Consider the following 3,580-nt stretch of genomic DNA (forward strand, 5'->3'; position numbering starts at 1 on the left):
GACCGCGATGCCGAGGTTGGCGCCGAGGGCGGCGAGCACCGCCTTCGATCCGCCGTGAGCGGACATCTAGTGCGCCCGCTCGGCCGGCCCGCGCGACCCGGGGTCGAGCCCGAGCCCGAAGGCGAGATAGGCCGCGGTGAACTCCCCGAACTCGGCCGCAGCGGCGAAGCGGGCCAGCGGGTCGCCCTGCGGCACCTCGACGCTGGACGCGCGGAGGCCGAGCTCGCGGGCGAGGTGGTGCAGCGCGCTGGCGGCGCGACGTGCGGCCTTCTCGTCCAGCTGGATCTGCGCGCCACTGCGGTCGCCGAGCAGGGGGTCGTCGGGGTCGCCGTCGTCGCCCACCACGAGCAGCCGCGGACGCAGCTGCTGCGGCTCGTCCACCCGGTCGCGGAAGAAGTCGTCGACGGCCGCCGGGCCGGCACCGCGCAGCAGTGCGCCGGCCCGCCCGACGCCGTCGGGCAGCGACACCGACACGGCGGTGACGCCGGCGAACTGCTGCAGGGCGTCGGCGATGGCCCGCGCGGCGACCCCGGCGAGCACGCCGGCGCCGGCGATGAGCGGCTGCGTGTCGGCGAACTCGATCGCCAGTGCCTTCGCCGGATTGGTGAACGCGTCGGTCGACGGGCGGCAGGCCTCGGCCGTCGAGTCGAGGGAATTGGCGACCTCGGCGAGCAGGCCGCCGGGCACGTGGTGCACGCCGAGGGCGTCGAGCGTCTGCAGGAACGGCGTCAGCACCGACCAGCGGGCGGCACGCGGGTTCAGCGTGGCGGGCAGTTCGGCGAGCGGCGCCCGGCCGGCGGCACTCGCGACCGGCGTGCCGGCGGGCGCGACGACCGCCATGGCGAGGCCGCGGCGGGCGCCCTGGGCGGCGAGCTCGGCGAGACGCGGGTGCATCCCGTCGACCGAGCCGATGAGCAGCGCGTCGGCGGGGCCGGCCCACTTGGGCAGCTCGACCCCGTGCCACGCCATCGCCGGCGTCTCGGTGCAGCTGAGCCGCACCACCAGCCGGGTGGCGACCGACGGGGCGACGTCGGTGGCCACGAGCAGCGCCCGCGGCAGCGCGCCGCCGCGCAACGCCTCGACGCCGAAGTCGCCGACCGTCTCGACCGCGCGCCGCACCTGCGCGCCCGATGTGGCCAGCGACCACAGCAGGCGCTGCTCGTCGCGCGCCTCGAGCAGGTCGCCGTCGTCGAGCAGGGACTCGTCGAAGCTCATCGCGCGCCCGTCCCGTCCGGCACCCGCGCGCTCATGCCGGCACGCCGACGCCGTTCGGGCCGGGCGTCGCCTCGTCGATCAGCAGCACGGCGATGCCGTCCTCGATCGGGAAGCTCGACCGGCAGACGGTGCAGACGAGCACCTCAGCGCCGTCGCGCTGCTGCAGCTCGAGCGGGGCGTGGTCGTCGCCGGGGCAGGCGAGTCGTTCGAGCAGATCGGGGGCCAGCGGCATGGCGGGTCCTTCCGTCGTGGGGGCGATCAGGCGCGGATGATCGCGAGGGCTTCGTCGCGCACGGCGACCATCGCCGCCTCGGTGGCGGCCTCGACGTTGAGCCGCAGCAGCGGTTCGGTGTTCGACGCACGCACGTTGAACCAGCTGCCGTCGACCAGGTCGACGGTCAGTCCGTCGAGGTCGTCGACGGACTTCGTGCGGTCGGCGAAGGCCGCCCGCAGCGCGGCCACGCGGGTGGCGGCGTCCTGCACCGTGGAGTTGATCTCGCCGGACGCGACGTAGCGGCTGAAGCCCGCGAGCAGGTCGGCCAGCGGCGCGTCCTGCTCGCCGAGGGCGGCGAGCACGTGCATGGCGGCGAGCATGCCGGTGTCGGCGAACCAGAAGTCGCGGAAGTAGTAGTGCGCCGAGTGCTCGCCCCCGAAGACGGCGCCGGTGCGCGCCATGTCGGCCTTGATGAACGAGTGCCCGACGCGGGTGCGCACGGCCCGGCCGCCGTGCTCGTCGACGATCTCGGGCACCGCCCGCGAGGTGATGAGGTTGTGAATGATCGTCGCGCCCGGATGCTTCGCAAGCTCGCGCGTCGCGACGAGCGCGGTCACCGCGCTCGGGGGCACGGCCGCGCCGGTGGCGTCGACGACGAAGCAGCGGTCGGCATCGCCGTCGAACGCGAGCCCGAGGTCGGCGCCCTCGGCGACGACCCGGTGCTGCAGGTCGACGAGGTTGGCGGGCTCGAGCGGGTTCGCCTCGTGGTTCGGGAACGACCCGTCGAGCTCGAAGTACAGCGGGACGATGGTGAGCGGCAGCGCCGGCAGCACGGCGTCGCCGAGCACGGCGGGCACCGTGTGGCCGCCCATGCCGTTGCCGGCGTCGACCACGACCTTCAGCGGCCTGATGCCCGACAGATCGACCAGGCCGCGCAGGTGCGCGGCGTAGTCGGCGAGCAGGTCGACCGACGTCGCGGTGCCGATGCGCTCACCGGCCGGCACGTCACCCGCGGCGAGGTACTCGGCGGCCCGGTCGCGGATCGCCGCCAGGCCGGTGTCCTGCCCGATCGCGACGGCCCGCGCCCGGCACAGCTTGATGCCGTTGTACTGCGCCGGGTTGTGGCTGGCGGTGAACATGGCGCCAGGCAGGTCGAGGTGTCCGGACGCGAAGTAGAGCAGGTCAGTGGACCCGAGGCCCGCCTCGACCACGTCGGCGCCGCGGCGCATCGCCCCCTCGGCGAAGGCCCGGGCGAGGCCTGGCCCCGACTCGCGCATGTCGTGTGCGGTGACGATGCGCGTCGCCCCGACCACGTCGACGAACGCCGCGCCGAGGGCCCGGGCGACGCCCTCGTCGAGCTGGTCCGGGACGGTGCCACGGACGTCGTAGGCCTTGACGATCGTCGAGAGGTCCACGTCCGGGAGCGTAGTGGTCGGCCACCCGCCGGGCGCACGCCCACGGTGAAGATCGTGACCGGCACGCCACCGGTGTCGCCGCCCGGGCGAGGCAGGACGGCTCAGAGCGAGGCGGGCGGCACGACGCGCAGGTGCCCCCGGCGGGCGATGGTCGCCTCGCCGTCCGGACGCGGCGGCTGCTCGGTGCGGGCCGCGTCTCGCACGGCGTCGGCGAGCGCCTCGAGGTCGTCGGCGTGCGGGATGGGCGCCGGGAACTCGCCGACGTGGCGCAGGATCTCCCAGCCGCGCGGGGCGGTCAGCCGCACCGCGTGCTCCTCGCAGAGGTCGTACGAGTGCGGCTCGGCCATGCTCGCGAGGGGCCCGACCACGGCCATCAGGTCGGCGTACGCGTACGTGAGCGTGGCGACCGCGGGGCGCCCGCACCCGGTCTTGCTGCACCGCCGCACATGCCTCACAGCTGGCGACACTAACCCTCCGGTCGGCGATCACCGTGCTGCACCCCGCGTTTCCCGCATCGTGTCGCGCCGGACGACCTCGCGATCGGTTCCCGGACCCTGTCCGGAAGCCCAACAGCGCGGGGCACGGTGCTGCGTAGGCTGACCGCGTGCGCAGCGAAGGACGCCCGCCCGGTCGGCCCGCGCGCCGGCCAGGCCGCCGCGACCGTCGCGGCCGCGGGCTGCGCGGCATGCTCGCGCCGCCCGACGTGCCGCTGCACCGCACCCGCGCGGAGGTCTTC

General features: G+C 75.3%; 4 protein-coding genes. All 4 read right to left on the reverse strand.

Annotated elements, in window-relative coordinates:
• Positions 1 to 66 precede the first annotated feature (66 nt).
• The 4 genes from ACTHMS_RS05150 to ACTHMS_RS05165 all read right to left on the reverse strand — a co-directional run bounded on the left by ACTHMS_RS05150 (position 67) and on the right by ACTHMS_RS05165 (position 3,299).
• A complete protein-coding gene (locus ACTHMS_RS05150) occupies positions 67 to 1,215 on the reverse strand; it encodes an SIS domain-containing protein (protein WP_440305601.1) in 1,149 nt (382 codons plus the stop codon).
• A gap of 31 nt (positions 1,216 to 1,246) precedes the next feature.
• Positions 1,247 to 1,447: a Trm112 family protein gene (locus ACTHMS_RS05155; RefSeq protein WP_440305602.1), complete on the reverse strand. Its 201-nt coding sequence runs from the start codon at positions 1,445 to 1,447 to the stop codon at positions 1,247 to 1,249.
• Positions 1,448 to 1,473: 26 nt separating this feature from the next.
• Entirely contained in the window at positions 1,474 to 2,844 is a 1,371-nt protein-coding gene (locus tag ACTHMS_RS05160; RefSeq protein WP_440305603.1) for a phosphomannomutase/phosphoglucomutase, read from the reverse strand.
• A 101-nt stretch (positions 2,845 to 2,945) separates the two neighbouring features.
• The gene (locus ACTHMS_RS05165) at positions 2,946 to 3,299 is read right to left on the reverse strand and encodes a DUF3499 domain-containing protein (RefSeq protein ID WP_440305604.1); all 354 of its coding nucleotides are present in this window, start codon (positions 3,297 to 3,299) and stop codon (positions 2,946 to 2,948) included.
• Between the last annotated feature and the right edge of the window lie 281 nt (positions 3,300 to 3,580).

The organism is Jatrophihabitans sp. (genome assembly GCF_051960575.1).
Classification (GTDB): domain Bacteria; phylum Actinomycetota; class Actinomycetes; order Mycobacteriales; family Jatrophihabitantaceae; genus JBQCEE01.